The organism is Corynebacterium tuberculostearicum (assembly GCF_032821615.1).
In the GTDB taxonomy this organism is placed as follows: domain Bacteria; phylum Actinomycetota; class Actinomycetes; order Mycobacteriales; family Mycobacteriaceae; genus Corynebacterium; species Corynebacterium tuberculostearicum_H.
Genome location: NZ_JAVBIF010000001.1, coordinates 70,238 through 88,402, shown reverse-complemented (window position 1 = coordinate 88,402; position 18,165 = coordinate 70,238). Strand labels below are relative to the sequence as shown.

The window sequence follows — 18,165 nt, the reverse complement described above, 5'->3', positions numbered from 1 at the left end:
GGACTAATCCAAGGGCTTCCAAGGAAGACCAGAGCCAACCGCCTGGGAAATATTGCTCAAACCGTGGGCACGGATTTGGGCGGCAATGCCGCGGTGGATATTGCGGATCCAGTCCGGTCCGCCGTAGATGAGACCGGTGTAGCCCTGCAGGAGGGAAGCACCGGAAGTGATGCGCTCCCATGCCTGTTCTGGCGTGGAGATGCCGCCCACGGAGATGAGAGTGAGCTGGTCGCCGACTCGCTCATTAAGGCGGCGCAGTACCTCCAGGGAGCGCTCAGCTACCGGAGGGCCGGATACGCCACCGGCACCCATCTCCTTTACCTCGGCGGCTGGAGTCTTGAGCCCCTCGCGGGAAATGGTGGTATTTGTCGCTACGATTCCGTCGAGCCCGAGTTCGAGGGCTAGGTCTGCTACGGCGTCAACGTCGGCATCGGAAAGGTCTGGGGCAATTTTCACCAGCACCGGAACCGCGGTGCATTCCTGCACGGCGGAGAGAATGGGGCGCAGCGATTCTACTGCTTGAAGGTCGCGCAGGCCCGGGGTATTCGGCGAGGAAACGTTGACCACCAAGAAATCTGCCAAATCGCCCAACACCGACGCGGAGCGGCGGTAGTCTTCTACAGCATGCTCGGCAGGGGTGACTTTGGTTTTGCCAATATTGATGCCAATGACATCGCTGTAGCGACGCTTGCGCAGGTTTTCCGCGGCGGCTGCCGCACCTTTATTGTTAAAGCCCATCCGGTTCAAGATGGCCTTATCGGCCTTCAGGCGGAAGAGTCGCGGAGCAGGATTGCCGGGCTGTGCTTGGGCGGTGACGGTGCCCAACTCTGCATAACCAAAGCCAATGGGAGTCCACGTATCAGCAGCCGCGGCGTTTTTATCAAACCCGGCGGCAAGTCCCAGCGGGCGGGGGAATTCTACTCCGAAGACCTCTTGGCGCAGCACTGGATCGTTGACCGGCAGGATCTTTGCCAGGGCTCGGTTGGCTGGCCCGGCGGCTTGGAGTCCGCTGAGCGCAGTGTTGATAATCTCGTGGATGCGCTCCGGGCTCAGTTTAAACATGCCCCGCAAGGCAAGCTGGTAAGCCTGCGCGCGCAATTGGTCAATAGTGCTGGTCATAGTGTTAAGACTCCTTCTTCAGGTGCGGGGCGTCCACGAACTGCAGCCCGTGGCCGGTGGCGGAGGCGGCGACAAAGGTGCCGTCGCCAAGCAGGGCAATATTCTGCGCATCCGGCACGGTGGAGAGATCTCCGCGCAGCTCTGGTACGCCTTTGCCAATTTCATAGGCATAAGCCTTATTGGTATCGGTGGCGCTCACCCACGCCAGATTGCGCTTATTATCCCAGGCTACGCCCCATGGGGTGCCCTCAACGTTGCCGTATTGATGCAGGCGGACGACGTCATCTGAGGTGTAGACGGCCAAGCGGCCGCCCTCGGTATCGGAGGCGAGGACCACGCCGTTATCGCCCACCGCGATGCTGCCGACTCCCTGGCCAACGCGCAGTCGGCCGCCCGCGCGATCATTCGTCCAGTCCACGTTCTGGATGGTGGAATCCTCTCGGTGGATGCGCACCACTCCGTCATCGCCTGAGGAATTGGGCACGGCCAATAGCTGGTCCGAGCCGGCCTCTACCTCGATATCTCCGTCGCGCTTTCCGTCTTTATAGATGCCTACCGTGGTGGAATCGGCCGAGGTGGCAAAGATCTCGCCGCTGGATAGCTGGGTGGCGGCGGTAACGGGGGAGTCCTCCTCCATGTGGACCTCCTGGGGAGAATCCGGGGATGCAGGATCGATGAGGAGAACCTTATCCGGGCAGGCGAGGACGAAGCCCGACTCCGAAGAACTGAGGTCACCACACTCCGCAGAAATGTCTAGCGAGGTAGCCTTCTTCTCTTCAAAATCCTTTTGGCTACCGATGAGAAGCTCGTCCTTGGTGCGCACTGCCAGCGAGTCATCAAAGGCGACAAGGTCAGTGATGTCTGCCTTAAGGTCGACCACAGTGCCTTCCGCATCCGCCTTAGCCGGGGAGGCCGCTGGGGTGGCATTGCCCTTGACCGCGGTCTCTGGATCGGCGCCCACGCCCACGTCGGGCTGGCAGGCAGCCAACGCGGTGGCGCTCAGCGCCAGCAAACTGGAAAGGATAAGTGCGGAGCCAGATTGAGATTTCACGGCTACTAATCCTAACAGCGCGCGTTGTAAAAACTCGAAGCCCAGCGCGGCTGTAGTGTGAAGCGGGTGATTTCTAATACCGCAACTGACGCTGTTTCTTGGGCGCAGGTCATTGTTTTGTCCATCGTGCAGGGGCTTACCGAGTTTCTTCCGGTAAGTTCCTCCGGTCACCTGCGCATTGTTTCCGAGCTTTTTTGGGGCAACGACGCCGGCGCGTCCTTCACCGCAGTTATCCAGCTGGGCACGGAGCTGGCTGTGTTGGTCTATTTCGCCCCAATGATTTGGCAGATTCTCTCCGGCTGGTTCCGTGGCTGGACCGATAAAGCCTCTCGTGGCCAGGACTGGCGCATGGGGTGGATGGTCATCGTGGGTTCCATTCCCATCGGCATCATCGGCTTCGCATTCGAGGACGCTATCCGCGGCGCCCTGCGCAACCTGTGGATCACCGCCGCTATGCTCATCCTCTTCTCCTTCGTCTTCATCGCCGCAGAAAAAGTGGGCAAGAAGGAACGCGGTTTTGACCAGTTGACCATGAAAGACGCCATTATTATGGGCCTGTGCCAATGCTTGGCGCTTATTCCGGGCGTTTCCCGCTCCGGCGGCACCATCTCTGGTGGTCTGTTCCTGGGGTTAGACCGCGAGGTAGCCACACGCTTTAGCTTCTTGCTGGCCATTCCGGCTGTGCTGGCTTCGGGGCTTTTCTCGCTTCCCGACGCCTTTTCTCCCGAATCCGGCCAAGCCGCCTCCGGCCTGCAGCTTCTGGTCGGCACTGGCATCGCCTTTGTATTGGGCTACGCCTCTATTGCGTGGCTACTAAAGTTCGTGGGCAACCACTCCTTCTCGTGGTTTGCCGCATACCGCATCCCGGTCGGCGTACTTGTCATGATCCTCCTGGCATTGGGAGTCCTGCAGCCGCTCTAAGGCACACCGCGTTAGGATGGTGGCTATGCATTCTTGGCCAATACCTTCCTTCCGCCCTGTGCCGGGTGATGCGGCACAGCTGCGCTTGTACGATTCCGCGAACCAAACCATCGCTCCCGTAGAGGTCGCAGGAGATACCGCCACCATGTACGTGTGTGGCATCACGCCCTATGACTCCACCCACTTGGGCCATGCCGCCACGTACCTGACCTTTGACCTCATCTACCGTGCGTTCCTGGATGCCGGGAAGAAGGTTCACTACGTCCAAAACATCACCGACGTCGATGATCCGCTTTTCGAACGTGCCGAACGTGACGGTGTAGATTGGCGTGAGCTCGGCACTTCTCAAATTGACCTCTTCCGCTCCGATATGGAACTGCTTTCCGTTTTCCCGCCGCAGGACTACATCGGCGCGATGGAGGCCGTCGATGAGATCGTGGAGATGGTGCAAAAGCTGCTTGATGCCGGAGCGGCCTACGTCGTAGACGACCCCGAGCACCCAGATATCTATGCCTCCATCGAGGCCACCGAGCGCTTTGGTTATGAGTCCAATTACTCTGCTGAAGAGATGCGCACGTTCTTTGCTGAGCGCGGCGGCGATCCCGACCGCCCAGGGAAGAAGAATCCGCTCGACGCACTCATCTGGCGTGCCCACCGCGAGGGCGAACCAGCCTGGGAGTCGCCCTTTGGGCCTGGTCGCCCGGGTTGGCATATTGAATGTTCCGCCATCGCCACCAACCGGTTGGGTTCTTCCTTTGATATCCAGGGTGGCGGCAGCGACCTGAAGTTCCCGCACCACGAGTTTTCCGCCGCCCACGCCGAGGCCGCCCTCAACGTTGAGCGCATGGCACAGTTCTACGTGCATACCGGCATGATCGGCCTCGACGGGGTCAAGATGTCTAAGTCCTTGGGCAACCTCGTCTTCGTCCACAAGCTCGTAGGAGCGGGTGAAGATCCCTCCGCTATCCGCTTGGGCGTCTTCGCAGGCCATTACCGCGACGAGCGCGACTGGTCCGACGAGGCGCTCGACGCCGCTAAGCGCCGCCTCGCCGCATGGCGGGAGGCCCTGGCGCAGCCGGGAAGCATGGCAGGAGCCGAAGGGGTCGTCGCCAAGCTGCGTGCCGCAATCGCGAACGACCTTGATACCCCGGCCGCGCTCGCTGCCGTGGATGAGTGGGCAGAGGCCGACCGTGGCACGGACGAGGACGGCGCGGCCGATTTGGTTCGCACCGCACTAAATTCGCTCCTCGGCGTGCAGGCTTAGGCAAGATAGGGCAGTATCTACAGCATGAGCATTCGCGCCGATTTCCAGCCCACCGTAGATGAGTTCATTAGTGACCTGAAGTCCTTCGCCACCGGCGATTACCTCAAGGAAGAGGAAAAGGAGTTCTGGGAGGCACCGTTTGACGCCAACGTCCTCCCAGAGCTGCGCGGCCACCTTGAGCAGATGCTCGATGGGCTGGATGCTCTTCCGGACGATCCAGACGGACCACAGTTGGTCACCGTCTTGTCCAAGACCGTTCGTAAGTTGGCAGATTTTAATCGCGCTCAGCACGATGCCGTTCTCGAGCCAGAGGAAAAGGAAGAGCTCTCTGAGCTTATCTATAACGCCAGCGCGGCCACCGGAGCAGACGACGAAGCCCTGTCGCAGATTCCGGAACTGGACTTCTAGGTCCTTTCCTTCCGCATTAGTGAGTGCTAGTTTGCGCCATCCGCGCAGCCTAGCGCTCACCGCCGTGTGCCTCCAACGTGGACGGTGCCACTTTTTCCTGATAGAGAAAGCTAGCTTTATTCCCGTGTCGAACTCCACCGCCGCTTCCAGCCGGACTAAGCCCGCCGCCATCTTCTGGGATATGGATGGCACCCTCACCAATTCGGAGCCCCTCTGGGCGGAGGCAACGTTTTATCTTTCAGAACTGCTGGGCAAACGGCTCACTCCCACCCAACGCCTGGCTACTGTGGGCGCGACCTTTGATACCACCTTGGCAATCTGTGCGGATAATGCGGGGGTGACGCTGCAACCTGGTGACAGCGAGCGTTACCGCGCCCGAATGTTTGACTATGTCAAAGGCCTTTTTGCTCGCAAGTTGGAGATCTTTCCGGGAATTCCCGCCTTGCTCCAGGAGCTGAAAGCGGATGGGGTGCCCATGATGGTCACTACCAATACCGAGCGCAATGTCGCTGACGCTGCCATCACTGCGTTGGGGCGGCAGTATTTCGTCGATACTATCTGCGGGGATGAGGTTCCTGCCGGCAAACCAGCACCGGATATGTACCGCGAAGCCGCCCGCCGCATCGGAGCAGATCCCGCAGAGTGCTTAGTTTTCGAAGATTCCGCAACCGGCATGCGCGCTGCAGTTGATGCCGGCTGTGCGGTGATCGGGCTGCCAGAAGATAACCAGGTTGAGATACCGCCAGAGATCACCGAAATTTCTCGCCTCCGCGATTCGCGGCATCTCGCTGGGGCTAAGGCCACCGACGTATATGAGTGGTTCGCTAAGATTTCGGCGGGGCAGTAGAAATTCAGAGTTCCCCTACATTCTCTAACTACCTGTGGAACAATAGGTAGGCGTGAAGAACTTTGAGACTCTTTTTACCGAGTTAGCCGAGAAGGCCGACCAGCGTCCAGCTGGTTCTGACACCGTTGCCGCGCTGGATAAAGGCGAGCATTTCATCGGTAAAAAGATCATCGAAGAAGCCGGGGAAGTATGGATCGCCGCCGAATATCAGTCCGACGATGAGCTGGCGGAAGAGATGTCCCAGCTGCTTTATTGGACTCAGGTCATGATGCTTAAGCGCGGACTTACCCCTGAAGACCTTTATAAGTACCTCTAGGTAACTCCCCACAGGATGGAAGGATCCGCATGATCAAGATTGCTGTACCGAATAAGGGCACGTTGTCAGAAGCTGCCGTGGAGATCCTTTCAGAGGCCGGTTACAAGGGCCGCGGGCATTCCAAGGCGCTCAACGTAGTGGATTCCGATAACGGGGTCGAGTTCTTTTTCCTGCGGCCGAAAGATATCGCCATCTATGTTGCCCGCGGGGTCTTAGACCTAGGCATCACTGGCCGAGACTTGGCGCTTGACTCTAAAGCGAGCTTTGATGAAGTGCTGCCTTTAGGCTTCGGCGGCTCCACGTTCCGGTACGCAGCCCCGCAGGGGGAGGAGTGGGATATCTCTCAACTGGTTGGGCGGCGGATCGCGACGTCGTACCCCAATCTCGTCCGCGCCAACCTTGCCGCACATGGGATTGAGGCCGATGTTATTCGATTGGACGGCGCCGTAGAGATCTCCATCCGGCTAGGCGTTGCCGATGTTATTGCTGATGTCGTGTCAACTGGTACTACTTTGCGTCAGCAAGGCTTAGCGCCGTTCGGGGAGCCGATCATTGAGTCCGAAGCTGTAGTCATTAAGCGCACAGGGGTAGAAGTTACCGAGGAAGAGCAGGTAGTGCTCGACCGCATTCAGGGAATTCTGCACGCTCGCACCTATCTGATGATCGACTACAACATTGCTCAATCCAACCTCGACGCAGCCACTGGTATTACTCCAGGATTAACCGGTCCTACGGTGTCGCCGTTGGCGCGTGAGAACTGGGTGGCAGTGCGAGCGATGGTTCCGAAGAAGCAAGCCAACCAAGTCATGGACCGACTTTCCCAACTTGGAGCGGAGGCAATTTTGGCTTCCGATTTGCGCATCGCCCGCTTTTAGGGGGATCAATTTCTCTGGGTCGGCCCAAATAGATTCAGTCGTGGCTAACATTAGCGCTTGAGGTTACTCATTCGAATATAAGTCTCGACAGGCAAAGGAGCCGAGCCATCATGGCAAAGTCCTCTAAGAAAGAAGAAAAGGACACCAAGTCTGCAGCAAAGGACGTGAAGAAGAAGGAAGCTGACACTTCCACTCACGCCGCACAGCAGAAGGTGGCCGAACAAAAGGCACCTAAGAACTCCAGCAAGAAGACTCGCACCGAGACCGACCTTCTTGGCTCTTTGGAAGTTCCCGCTGACGCTTACTACGGTGTGCACACCGTACGCGCCATGGAGAATTTCCAGATTTCTTACGTGACCATCAACACCATCCCGCACTTCATTCGCGGAATGGTCCAGGTCAAGAAGGCGGCCGCCATGGCAAACCGCCGCCTGCACGTACTGCCGAAGAAGAAGGCTGAAGCCATCATCTGGGCCTGCGACCAGATCCTGGAAGAGGGCCGCTGCATGGATCAGTTCCCGCTGGACGTTTTCCAGGGTGGCGCTGGTACCTCGCTGAACATGAACACCAACGAGGTTGTTGCTAACCTCGCGCTGGAGTACCTCGGTGAGGAGAAGGGCTCCTACGACATCATCAACCCGAATGATGATGTGAACATGTCCCAGTCCACCAACGATGCTTACCCGACCGGCTTCCGCTTGGGTCTGCACGCAGCAGTTGATCACCTCATTGAGCGCATGGATGGCCTGCGTGCCGCATTCCAGGTCAAGGGCAATGAGTTCCAGGACATCCTGAAGATGGGCCGTACTCAGCTCCAGGATGCGGTTCCGATGACCTTGGGCGATGAGTTCAAGGGCTTTGCCAATAACCTGAACGAGGAGCAGGCATTGCTGCGCGATGCACAGCGCCGCCTGCTCGAGATCAACTTGGGCGCAACCGCGATCGGCACCGGCGTGAACACCCCGGCCGGCTACCGCCACCAGGTCACCGCAGCTCTGTCTGAGGTCACCGGCCTGGAGATGAAGACCGCCCGCGATCTCATTGAGGCAACCTCTGACTGTGGCGCTTACGTGCTGCTGCACGCCACCATCAAGCGCGCGGCGATGAAGCTCGCCAAGATCTGTAATGACCTGCGCCTGCTGTCTTCCGGCCCACGCGCTGGCCTGGCTGAGATTAACCTGCCTGCACGTCAGGCCGGCTCCTCTATCATGCCGGGTAAGGTTAACCCGGTTATCCCGGAGGTTGTGAACCAGACCTGCTTCAAGATCTTCGGCAATGACCACGTCGTCACCATGGCCGCTGAGGCTGGCCAGCTGCAGCTCAACGTCATGGAGCCGGTCATCGGCGAGGCACTGTTCCAGTCCATTCGCATCATGGGCAACGCCGTCGATGCCCTGCAGGAAAAGTGCGTCACCGGAATCACCGCCAACCCGGATGTCTGCCGTGCCTACGTGGAAAACTCCATCGGTATCGTCACCTACCTCAACCCGTTCATCGGCCACCACAACGGTGACCTGATTGCCAAGGAGTCCCTGGAGACCGGCAAGGGCGTCAAGGAACTCGTCCTGGAGAAGGGCCTGCTGGATGAAGCAACCTTGAACAAGGTCCTGTCCGTTGAAAACCTCATGCACCCAGAGTTCCGCGGTCAGCTCTTCATCGACGAGGACTAAAGTCGCGGCTTTTGAGAAGCAGTAGGGCATAGCGCCCCGCATCTTAGGCCCCCGCGGTCTTTGCCACTTTCACTTCATGAGAAGGAAAACTGGCGAAGGCTGTGGGGGTCTTTTGACTGCATGGAATTGGCGGTAGCTAGTTTCCTTTTACGTCCCTGTGCTGGGCGAATGCGGAGAAGGATACCGACCATCTTATAGCGAGACGCATAATACATGTGGGAATCAACACAAACGGACAATTCGAGTGAATAAATCGACGTGACAGGTGCAAAATAGAAGATGTTGAGGACGGCATGCACTCTGTGTGGAGATGCGTGCCCTTAGTTTGCATACAGAGCGTATGGAGTATGTCCATGGTTATTGTTCATATAGTCATCGTTCTCGCCGCCATTTTCTTGGGCGCGAGGATTGGTTCAATTGGTATCGGCATGGCCGGCGGCCTCGGTGTGTTGGCCCTTGGTCTCACCGGTGTCCCCATTACTAGGGAAGACATCCCGTTCGACGTCATCGGTATCATCATGACCGTTATTGCCGCCATTGCCGCAATGCAGCGGGCTGGTGGCATGGACTACCTGGTGCACATCGCAGAAAAGTTTCTGCGCAAGAACCCGAAGCGGATTACGTTCTACGCGCCCATCGTTACGTGGTTGATGACGGTGCTGGCCGGTACCGGCCACACTGCGTTTTCCACGCTGCCGGTCATTGTTGAGGTAGCTAAAGAAGGCAAGGTTCGCCCCTCACGCCCGCTTTCCATTGCGGTAGTTGCCTCCCAGATGGCAATTTGTGCCTCGCCTATTTCTGCCGCAGTGGTTCTCCTAGCCAGCCTGTTGGAGCCGGCCGGAGCGGGCTATTTGCAGGTACTGGCGGTCGTCATTCCGGCAACGTTCCTTTCTATTTTCCCAGCTGCGTGGATTGCTAATAAGTTTGGCAAGGAGCTGGAAGATGACCCGGTGTACCAGGAGCGCAAGGCGCAAGGCCTGGTTAAGGAGCCACTTGGCGCTGAAAACTTCCAGCCGCAGAAGGGCGCCAAGGCCTCTGTTCTGGTTTTCCTGGTAGCCATCGTCATCGTGATGGCATGGGCCACGCTGACCTCGGAGCAGGTCGGGCTCATCGCCGAACCAACCCTGCCACGTAATGAGGCCATTATGACGGTTATGCTCACCGCGGCCACCATCATCGTCATGATGACGAAGATCCCGGCGGGGGATGTTCTCAATACCCCGGTATTTAAGTCCGGTATGTCCGCATGTATTTGTGTGCTCGGCGTTGCTTGGTTGGGTACTAGCCTTATTAACCACTACATGGACGATATTCAGTCCATGGCTGGCAGCGTTATTGAGTCCTCGCCGTGGCTGCTCGCGGTGGTCTTGTTCTTCGCCGCAGCGCTGCTGTACTCGCAGGCCGCTACGACCAAGGCCCTGATGCCAGCAGCCCTGGCTCTGGGCGTAAGCCCCCTTACCGCAGTCGCTGCTTTCCCAGCCGTCTCGGCACTATTTATCCTGCCGACCTACCCAACGCTGCTGGCAGCGGTGGAGATGGACGATACCGGCTCGACTCGAATCGGCAAGGCTGTATTCAACCACCCATTCCTTATCCCAGGCACGGTCAGCATCGTGGTTTCTGTCCTCTTGGGCTACGCATTCGGCCTGGTCATCCTTTAAAAGAAAGCCACCGAGTCCACCCACAAGGCGCCCTGTAGGGCGCCTTCTTGGATCGCAGCAAGGACGGGCAAATTGATTCACTTCACTTTCTTGGAAAAATGCGGGTTATTTAACTTGCGAGCTCGGTAGGCTAAGAACATGACTACTCAGCCATCCGATGTTGAAATTGCCCAAGCCCACCACCTCCAGCCAATCGCGGAGATTGCGGCCAAGGCGGGCATTCCTGCCGACGCCGTGATTCCCTACGGCACCACCAAAGCCAAGGTAGATATCACCAAGGTGGACTATTCAAAGGAAAACCAGGGCAAGCTGGTGCTTGTCACCGGCGTATCGCCCACACCTGCCGGCGAGGGCAAGTCCACCGTGCTCATCGGCCTTACCGACGCCCTGGATCAGCTGGGCAAGAAGGCCATCGTTGCCTTGCGTGAGCCCTCCCAAGGACCAGTCATGGGTATTAAGGGCGGCGCGGCTGGCGGCGGCTATGCACAGATTGTCCCCATGGAAGACATCAATCTTCACTTCACCGGCGATTTTCATGCCATTACCTCTGCAACCAACACCCTGGCCGCCATCATTGATAACCACATCCACCAAGGCAACGCCCTAGGCATCGACCCGCGGCGCGTGACGTGGCAGCGGTGCATGGACGTCAACGACCGTGCCCTGCGCAACGTGGTGACCGGCCTGGGCGGGCCAGCTCACGGTGTGCCTGCAGAAACCGGTTTCACCATTACCGCGGCCTCCGAAATCATGGCCATCTTGTGCTTGGCCACGAACCTCGAGGACCTAAAGAAGCGCCTCGGCGATATCACCATCGGCTTCACCTATGATCAGCGCCCTGTTACTGCGCGTGACTTGAATGCGGAAGGTGCGCTCACGGCGCTTATGCGTGATGCCCTCAACCCCAACCTGGTACAGACCCTTGGCGGCGTGCCGGCCTTGGTGCACGGTGGGCCATTCGCCAATATTGCGCACGGCTGCAACTCCCTGCTGGCAACCCAAACCGCGCTCCAATTTGGCGATATCGTCTTAAGTGAGGCCGGCTTCGGTTCGGACCTAGGTGGCGAGAAATTCGTCGACATCAAGGCGCGCTTTGGGGACCTAGATGTTGCCGGTGCCGTGGTCGTTGCCACCATCCGCTCGCAGAAATACAACGGCGGTGTGGCCAAGGATAAGCTCACCGAGGAAGACCTGGATGCCCTCAAGGCGGGCATAGTCAACCTAGAGCGCCACGTAGAAAACCTGCGCAAGTTCGGGATCAAACCGGTAGTAGCGCTCAACCTCTTTTGGTCCGATACCGAGGCAGAACGCGAGTTCATGCGGCAGTGGGCCGAAGACTTCGGCGTGGCCTTGGAGGAAGCCAACGTGTGGTCCGAGGGTGGCGCGGGCGCTACCACGCTGGCAGAGACCTTGCTGGAGAACCTGCAGGGAGGCGCCAAGCAGCTCTATGATCCGCAAGAGGGAATCGAGGCCTCCATCGAGACCATCGCGCGCGAGATCTATCGCGCAGACCGTGTGGAATACGGGGCAAAGGCGCTCAAGGATCTTAAGTACATCCAGGACAATGGCTGGGACAAGCTGCCCGTGGTGATCTCTAAGACGCAGTACTCCTTCAGCGACGATGCCTCCGCCCTAGGGGCGCCGGAAGGCCATACGCTGCACGTGCGCGAATTGCTGCCGCGCACCGGTTCGGGATTTATCGTCGTGCTCACGGGCAACGTCATGACGATGCCGGGGCTGCCGAAGAAGCCGGCGGCCAATAATATCGACGTCGATAAGCAGGGCACCATTTCGGGCCTTTTCTAGGCAGGTGGGGCGCTAGTCCTTTGCGTCCGCCGCGGAACCCGGCCAGCCCGGGTACTGCGGTGGAGTGCCGCCAAACTCCGGACAGAGATCCTGGTGGGCGCACCAGCCGCAAAGCTTAGAGGGCTTCGGGCGGAAGTCCCCGGCGCGCCCATCGGCCTCAATTTTGGCCCACAGCTCGCCGAGATCGCGCTCGAAGTATTCGAGCTCCTCTCGGTTAGGCATAAGAAACATCGAGTCCAACACCTTGAGATACATCAGGCGCAACTGGTGGGGAATGGTGCCTAGAATGCGCCAGTAGACCAGCGCATAAAAGCGCATCTGGAACTGTGCATCGTGGGAATAGCGGGGCAGGGGCTTCTTGCCTGTTTTATAGTCCACGACCCGGACCTCGCCGGTTGGTGCGCGGTCCACGCGGTCGATGAAGCCGCGGACGGGGACGCCATTGGGCAGGACCGTGTTGACGTACATCTCGGTTTCTTGGCAATCAAAGCCTTGTGGATTTTCCATCTGGAAATAGCCTTTGAGCAGTTGCCTGGCAGCGACGAAGAAGTCGTAGGTGTCTTCTTCTGGCACGAGCTCAAGCAGCTCATCATCCTTGGAGGTCATCTCTGCCCAGGAGGGCTTAATCATCTTCACCGCAGCGGGATAGGTCCGCTCTTCGCGCGGCAGTTTGTGCATCTCTTCCAGGACGGCATGCACGAGGGTTCCTTTGACCTGCGCGATGGTCTTGGGCTCGGGCAACTTGTCAATGGCGCGGAAGCGATAGAGCAGCGGGCACTGCTTATAGTCGGAGGCGCGCGAGGGCGACAGGGCGAGTGGGCGGGGTGTAGATGAAGTAGCCATGGTGTATCTAGCCTATCGCCGCGCGATTCGTGGCAAGCTAGAAGGTATGAGTTATACCGCAGATTTCCTAGATTTCATTGCTGCTTCTCCTTCTTCGTACCACGCTGCCGATGAGGTATCCCGCCAGCTGAGCGCGGCGGGTTTTGAGGTACAGGATGAGGGAACGCAGTGGTCCGCTGCGCCTGGCGGCCACGTCATGGTGCGCGGCGGCGCGGTAGCAGCATGGTACGTGCCAGAGGGTGCAGATAAGAATTCTGGTTTCCGCATCGTGGGGTCCCATACAGATTCGCCGGGCCTGGTGCTGAAACCCACGCCGGACTTTTCCGCGGCCGGCTGGCAGCAGGTGGCAGTAGAGGTCTATGGTGGCGCGCTACTGCATACCTGGTTTGACCGGGAGCTGACCGTGGCCGGGCAGATTGTCACCAAGGATGGCACACGACACCTGGTCAATACTGGCCCGGTACTGCGCCTTCCGTCCCTTGCCATCCACCTCTACCGCAAGGATGAGTTTAAGCCGGATCGCCAGCACAACATGCAGCCGGTTCTGAGCGTCGGTGACCCAGAGGCATCGATCTTGCAGGTAGTGGGGGAGAAGGTGGGCGTCGCCAAGCAGGATATTGCTTCCTTTAACCTGATTACGGCCGATGCTGCTCGCGGCGAAGTCTTTGGCGCGGGCGAGCAGTTCATCGCGGCCGGACGCATGGATAACCTTTCTTCCGTACATGCCTCGTTGGCAGCGATGAAGAAGGCCGCCGAGGAATATCAGGGCAAGGATATCTTGGTCATGATGGCCTTTGACCATGAAGAGGTGGGCTCCAGCTCGCGCTATGGTGCGGGCGGTCCCATCCTGGCGGATGTACTTACCCGCACGGCGCGGGCGCTGGGGGTCAACGAGGAGGAACGCTTTCAGATGTTCTCCCGCTCGAGCTGTGTCTCGGCCGATGCGGCGCATTCGGTGCACCCAAACTACGTGGGCAAGCACGATCCCACGCACCATCCGATCGTTGGCAAGGGCCCGGTGACCAAGATCAACGGCAATCAGCGCTATGCCTCCGATGCCACCACGGTGGCGCTGTGGGAAGCAGCGTGCGAGAAGGCAGGCGTGCCAGTACAGCGCTTTGTGGGCAATAACGATGTGCCCTGTGGCTCGACCATTGGTCCCATTACGGCGACGCGTCTGGGCATCGACACCGTGGATGTGGGCGTGCCCATGCTGTCCATGCACTCGGCGCGGGAAATGGTGGGCGAGCGGGACCAAGTATGGCTCGCGCAGGCACTTGAGGCATACTTGGTGGGATAGTAACCGCAACCTCGAGGAGTCTTGAGACATGGCTTATTCCGGCCCCTTTGCTTATGGCGACCGCGTGCAGCTTACCGACGCCAAGCGGCGCCACTACACGGTCATTTTGGAAGAAGGAGGCCAGTTCCACTCCCACAAGGGCATCATTAACCATGATGACATCGTGGGTATGGACGAGGGCTCGGTTATTGAGTCCACGCTTGGCTCCTCCTTCCTGCTTTTCCGCCACCTGATGGTGGACCACGTGCTGTCGATGCCGCGCGGTGCCGCGGTGATCTACCCCAAGGATGCGGCGCAGATTTTGGTAGAGGGCGATATCTTCATGGGTGCGCGCGTGCTCGAGGCCGGTGCCGGTTCGGGTGCGCTGTCCATGTCGCTGCTGCGCGCCGTGGGCCCAGAGGGGCATGTGTATTCCTATGAGGTGCGCGATGATCACCTGGAGTATGCGGTAGATAACGTCAAGGAATACTTTGGCGAGCAGCCCGAGTGGTGGTCGCCGCGCCTCGGCGATCTAGGCGATGTCACCGCTGAGGACTTGGGCGGTCCGGTCGACCGCGTGATCCTCGATATGCTCGAGCCCTGGGAACACTTGGAGACCGTGCGCGATCTTCTCATCCCGGGTGGTGTCTTCATGACCTACGTGGCAACGGTGCCGCAGTTGATGAAGGTCATGGAAGGCATCCGTGAGCTCAAGTGCTTTACCGAGCCCAAGGCCTGGGAATCTCTGGTGCGCGAATGGAAGGTGGAAGGCCTGGCTACCCGCCCGGAGCACCGCATGAATGCGCATACCGCCTTCCTTATCTGGACCCGCCGCCTGGCCGATGGCGTCACTCCGCCGCGCCCGCAGCGCCGCGCCCGCAAGTAGAGCTGGAAATAGGTTCACCTCAGCGCCCAAAATTTAAAGCGCAACTGCCCTCTTTCGCCGACTGGGCCGCGTTAGAGTAGTGGGCATGGATGAAGCCACGGACTATAAGCGGCAGATCAGCCAGCTTGCTGCCCGCAATCAGAAGTTGGCGGCCTTATTAAAAGAATCTCGCGTGAAGCTGGAACAGCTCTTTGCGGAGGTCAATGCGCTGGCCGAGCCGGCATCGACCTATGGCGTTTTCTTAGGCTATTCTTCTTCCCACAGCGAGGTGGGAACCACCGCGGAGGTCTACACCAACGGCCGTGTGATGCAGCTAAAAGTCTCGCCCAACGTGGAACCAGGCAGCCTAGCAGCCGGCCAGCAAGTTCGCTTGGGCGATGGCTTCGTAGTGGTGGAAGGGTGCGCGCCCGAGCGCACGGGCGAGCTCGCCACCGTGGTAGAGCGCTTAGGAGATCACCGCCTCATCGTGGCAAATTCCTCCGGCGAAGAAAAAGTGGTGCTGCTATCGCAGGCACTGCGCGAGGAAGCCCGCGTGGCAGCAGGCGAAATCGTGCTCGTTGATCCCAAGGCTGCCATCGCGCTGGAAAAGGTGGAAAAGACGGAGGTCTCCCAGCTCTCCCTTGAGGAGGTCCCCGATGTGCGCTACGAGGACATTGGCGGACTGGACGAGCAGATTTCCCAGATCCGCGATTCCGTGGAACTGCCGTTTATCCATCCGGACCTCTATCACCACTACGAGCTACAGCCGCCTAAGGGCGTCCTCCTTTACGGCCCGCCTGGGTGCGGTAAGACGCTGATCGCTAAGGCCGTGGCCCATTCCTTGGCGCAGCAATTGGGCGGCGACGCCCCAAGCTACTTCCTCAATATCAAGGGCCCAGAGTTGCTCAATAAGTATGTAGGTGAGACGGAACGCCGCATCCGCCTCATCTTTGAGCGCGCCCGCGAACTAGCCCGGCTGAGTTCTGACCGGCCGGTGGTCATCTTCTTTGATGAGATGGAATCCATCTTCCGCACCCGTGGCTCAGGCGTGTCCTCGGATATGGAAACCACGGTGGTGCCGCAGCTGCTCACAGAACTCGACGGAGTAGAAAGCCTTTCCAATGTGATCGTCATTGGCGCGACCAACCGCGAGGAGCTCATCGATCCCGCCATCATGCGCCCCGGCCGGCTGGATATCAAGATCCGGGTCAACCGCCCGAATAAAGAGGGCGCCCGCGAGATCTTTGCACGCCACTTTGCAGAATCCGTGCCGCACCAGGGCACGCTAGAGGAACTCATCGGCGCCGCGGTGGACGAGCTCTATGCCGATCGCCCCTTTGTGCAGCTGCACTTTTCCAGCGGCGAGCGCGAGGTATTGCACTACCGGGACTTTGTCTCCGGCGCGATGATTGCCAATATCCTCTCCCGCGCCAAGAAGCTGGCTATCAAGGACGAACTGCAGCAGCGTGCGGGCAGTGAGCAGGGGATAGGCGGGCGCCACGGGGGCATCGCCAAGCAGCATTTGCTCCAGGCCATCGCGGCCGAGCGCGCCGAATCCGAGTACGTGCCCACCTCCACCAACCCCGAGGAGTGGACCAAGATCATCTCCCAAGACCATGCTGGTGCCCGCGTTGAGCGGGTGGAGCTACTGACCGCTAGGAGGAGCGCATGAGCCGCGTTGTAGGAACAGAGACCGAGTACGGAATCGCCACCCCGGAGCTGCCGGAGTATTCGCCCATCATTTCTTCCACGCACGCGGTGGTAGCGTATGCCGCGCTGCACACTGGGGCGCGCTCGCGGTGGGACTTTGCCGAGGAGCACCCGCTGCGCGATTCGCGCGGATTCGATCTCAAGCGCTACCACACCGTGCCCGTGGTGGATCCCAACGCCATCGGGGTGGCCAATGTGGTCACGGCTAATGGCGCGCGCTTCTATGTCGACCACGCGCACCCAGAATATTCCGCGCCGGAATGCACTAATGCGTGGGACGCCACGCTTTACGACGCCGCAGGTGATGCCACGCTCCTGCAAGCCGCCGCGTCCGTAGCGGGGCTCAGCGCGCAAGGAAAGTCCGTCCTTGCCAACCATGACCCGTGCCCTGCCTTGCGTTTCTATAAAAACAACGTGGACGGCAAGGGCGCGTCTTATGGCTCGCACGAGAACTATCAGTACTCCCGTGCCACGGACTTTGACACCATGGCGCAGGCCCTTATCCCGTTTTTCGTGGCCCGCCAGGTAGTCATCGGCGCCGGGCGTATGGGGATCGGCGAGTTTGGCGAGGAGCCGGGATTCCAGATCTCCCAGCGCGCTGACTATATCGAGCAGGAAATCTCGCTGGAGACCACCCTCAATCGCGGCATCATCAATACCCGCGACGAGCCGCATGCGGTGCACGCGGACTATGGGCGCCTCCACGTCATCATTGGGGATGCGAATATGTCGCAGACCTCCACGCTGCTCAAACTGGGCATGACCTCGCTGGTGCTCGATGCGATTGAGCAGGGTGTGGACTTTAGCGATCTCCGCTTGCAGGATGCCGTGGCGGAGGTCCCGCGCGTCAGCCGCGATCTCAGCCTTCAGCATCGCCTCGAGCTTGCCGACGCCCGCCAGCTCACCGCCCTAGAAATCCTCGCCGAATACCGCGCTCGCGTCACCCCACGCACGGAATCCGATCACAAGGTTCTCGCAGCCTGGGACGAGGCAGTCGCGCTTCTTGCGGAAGATCCGATGCAGGCGGCGCACCTTCTGGATTGGGTGGCGAAATATCGCCTGATCAAGGGCTACCTCGACCGTGGTATCGATCCGGCCGACCCAAAGCTGCGGCTCATTGACCTGCAATACGCGGAGATCGATCCTGCCAAATCGCTACACCACGCGCTGGTGCGTAAAGGCCAGATGCGGCAGCTCTTTAGCGCTGCAGAAATTGAAGACGCCGCCAGCACCCCTCCGGAGGATACCCGCGCGTATTTCCGCGGCCGAGTGACGCAGAAATTCGGCGAGGACATCATCGCCGCGAGCTGGCAAAGCCTCACGGTGCGGGTAGGCGAGACAACCGCGGCACCCTGGGCCACGGTTCCGATGGATGAGACCACCGGCCTGACCCGCGCCCAGTGCGAGGAGATCATCGACACCGCACGTACGGTGGAGGATCTTCTTCAGGGACTCACTGACAGCGGTATCCAGCCCGAGTACCGTAATTGATAACCAAGCAATTAGGCAGAAGCCAAAGAAAGGACTTCC

The 18,165-nt window shown here is 59.4% G+C and carries 16 protein-coding genes; 13 read left to right on the top strand and 3 right to left on the bottom strand.

The annotated features are described in order from the left end of the window. Positions 1-3: 3 nt before the first annotated feature. Positions 4-1,119, bottom strand: a complete 1,116-nt coding sequence (locus RAE09_RS00440; protein ID WP_316980686.1) for a quinone-dependent dihydroorotate dehydrogenase — start codon at positions 1,117-1,119, stop codon at positions 4-6. Positions 1,120-1,123: 4 nt separating this feature from the next. Continuing rightward, positions 1,124-2,170, bottom strand: a complete 1,047-nt coding sequence (locus RAE09_RS00435) for a YncE family protein (protein ID WP_005324803.1) — start codon at positions 2,168-2,170, stop codon at positions 1,124-1,126. Between the two features lie 66 nt (positions 2,171-2,236). Here RAE09_RS00435 and RAE09_RS00430 point away from each other — a divergent pair, with 66 nt between their 5' ends. The 9 genes from RAE09_RS00430 to RAE09_RS00390 all read left to right on the top strand — a co-directional run bounded on the left by RAE09_RS00430 (position 2,237) and on the right by RAE09_RS00390 (position 11,938). Further along, a complete protein-coding gene (locus tag RAE09_RS00430) occupies positions 2,237-3,091 on the top strand; it encodes an undecaprenyl-diphosphate phosphatase (RefSeq protein WP_005329655.1) in 855 nt (284 codons plus the stop codon). 25 nt (positions 3,092-3,116) lie between these two features. Then, positions 3,117-4,355 (top strand): cysteine--1-D-myo-inosityl 2-amino-2-deoxy-alpha-D-glucopyranoside ligase, encoded by a 1,239-nt coding sequence (gene mshC / locus RAE09_RS00425; protein WP_316980685.1) that lies wholly within the window; start codon positions 3,117-3,119, stop codon positions 4,353-4,355. 24 nt (positions 4,356-4,379) lie between these two features. Beyond that, complete coding sequence (locus RAE09_RS00420; protein WP_005324796.1) at positions 4,380-4,763, top strand: hypothetical protein; 384 nt, start codon at positions 4,380-4,382, stop codon at positions 4,761-4,763. A 124-nt stretch (positions 4,764-4,887) separates the two neighbouring features. Then, complete coding sequence (locus RAE09_RS00415; RefSeq protein ID WP_040425241.1) at positions 4,888-5,610, top strand: HAD family hydrolase; 723 nt, start codon at positions 4,888-4,890, stop codon at positions 5,608-5,610. Positions 5,611-5,662: 52 nt separating this feature from the next. Beyond that, complete coding sequence (locus RAE09_RS00410; protein WP_005324793.1) at positions 5,663-5,926, top strand: phosphoribosyl-ATP diphosphatase; 264 nt, start codon at positions 5,663-5,665, stop codon at positions 5,924-5,926. A gap of 29 nt (positions 5,927-5,955) precedes the next feature. Continuing rightward, entirely contained in the window at positions 5,956-6,801 is an 846-nt protein-coding gene (hisG, locus tag RAE09_RS00405) for an ATP phosphoribosyltransferase (RefSeq protein ID WP_005324791.1), read from the top strand. Between the two features lie 110 nt (positions 6,802-6,911). Continuing rightward, a complete protein-coding gene (gene aspA, locus RAE09_RS00400; RefSeq protein ID WP_005329649.1) occupies positions 6,912-8,471 on the top strand; it encodes an aspartate ammonia-lyase in 1,560 nt (519 codons plus the stop codon). Positions 8,472-8,824: 353 nt separating this feature from the next. Further along, on the top strand, positions 8,825-10,132 hold the full coding sequence (locus RAE09_RS00395; protein WP_179386511.1) for an anaerobic C4-dicarboxylate transporter: 1,308 nt from the start codon (positions 8,825-8,827) through the stop codon (positions 10,130-10,132). A gap of 138 nt (positions 10,133-10,270) precedes the next feature. Further along, complete coding sequence (locus RAE09_RS00390) at positions 10,271-11,938, top strand: formate--tetrahydrofolate ligase (protein WP_250413095.1); 1,668 nt, start codon at positions 10,271-10,273, stop codon at positions 11,936-11,938. 12 nt (positions 11,939-11,950) lie between these two features. Here the strand turns inward: RAE09_RS00390 and RAE09_RS00385 are convergent, their stop codons facing one another. Then, on the bottom strand, positions 11,951-12,781 hold the full coding sequence (locus RAE09_RS00385; protein ID WP_250413096.1) for a RecB family exonuclease: 831 nt from the start codon (positions 12,779-12,781) through the stop codon (positions 11,951-11,953). Between the two features lie 46 nt (positions 12,782-12,827). On the opposite strand from RAE09_RS00385, the gene RAE09_RS00380 reads away from it, so the two are divergent. From RAE09_RS00380 to dop, 4 genes are all read left to right on the top strand, one after another. Further along, complete coding sequence (locus tag RAE09_RS00380) at positions 12,828-14,081, top strand: M18 family aminopeptidase (protein ID WP_250413097.1); 1,254 nt, start codon at positions 12,828-12,830, stop codon at positions 14,079-14,081. Positions 14,082-14,109: 28 nt separating this feature from the next. Continuing rightward, complete coding sequence (locus RAE09_RS00375) at positions 14,110-14,946, top strand: tRNA (adenine-N1)-methyltransferase (RefSeq protein WP_005324783.1); 837 nt, start codon at positions 14,110-14,112, stop codon at positions 14,944-14,946. Between the two features lie 85 nt (positions 14,947-15,031). After that, positions 15,032-16,597, top strand: coding sequence for a proteasome ATPase (gene arc, locus RAE09_RS00370; protein ID WP_316980684.1), 1,566 nt, complete (start codon positions 15,032-15,034; stop codon positions 16,595-16,597). Next, positions 16,594-18,126 (top strand): depupylase/deamidase Dop, encoded by a 1,533-nt coding sequence (dop, locus tag RAE09_RS00365; RefSeq protein ID WP_316980683.1) that lies wholly within the window; start codon positions 16,594-16,596, stop codon positions 18,124-18,126. The genes arc and dop overlap by 4 nt, the downstream gene beginning before the upstream one ends. Positions 18,127-18,165 lie beyond the last annotated feature (39 nt).